Source organism: Serratia sp. J2 (assembly GCF_046269175.1).
Taxonomy (GTDB): domain Bacteria; phylum Pseudomonadota; class Gammaproteobacteria; order Enterobacterales; family Enterobacteriaceae; genus Chania; species Chania fonticola_C.
The window spans coordinates 1-754 of record NZ_JBKABN010000099.1 but is presented as its reverse complement, the minus strand read 5'-3'; the positions used below and the strand labels follow the sequence as shown (position 1 = coordinate 754).

Genomic DNA, 754 nt, shown 5'->3' with positions numbered 1-754 from the left:
AGGTGAGAACCATAAGGTGAGGAAGATAAAAGACAAGCTACCGCCCTGCCTTGGCATCCTTGCCTGCTCATTAGTCATAGTACCAACAAGATCCCTTGCTGCCATTAGCTGTTTAATTCATTGACGTTTACTCCCGGCCAGAGGATCGAAACGTTCACCGAGCCGGGTCAGTAGATCATCCGCGACGTTACGCAGTAACAGGGGGGTTCATCATGGCCAAGACCAACGCACAACGTCAGGCCGAGTAACGCACACGCCGTCGCCACGACGGGGTGAACACGCACCAGATGCTGGAACAGCTGATCACAGGCCCCCATGATGCCCTGTGCAAGAACCTCGAGGGCGACGATTTCCGACGCTATATCGATATGGAGGCAGCATGAACATTACCTTCACACCCCAACCGATCCCGGAACTGGCTATCGACGGTGGCACACTGGCAGGTCTGGGTTTTACTCCCGGCCCCCCCTTGCAGCTCACACTGCGACCCGATGGGCTGTGGATCACCCCAGTCACCGATGCGGCCACCAGGAACACATTGTGTGAAGCCAGCCAGCAGCGGCAAGATTTGGGAGCGGATTGGGTACGGCAGAACGGCGAGCTGATCATCGGCGGCGATTGGTTGACCGCGTCCGGGATCACCGATGCGGAACAGCTGGAGATCACCGCCGCACCCGGTGTGATCCGGTTACAGCGTCGGGAAAATGAGGTATTCAAGGCTTAAAAGCAAAGATCCCGGCCAGTTGGCCGGGAT

General features: G+C 57.3%; 1 protein-coding gene. It reads left to right on the top strand.

The features are described from left to right. The first annotated feature begins 379 nt into the window (after positions 1-379). A complete protein-coding gene (locus ACKWMY_RS28230) occupies positions 380-724 on the top strand; it encodes a hypothetical protein (RefSeq protein ID WP_409487552.1) in 345 nt (114 codons plus the stop codon). The last annotated feature ends 30 nt before the right edge of the window (positions 725-754 follow it).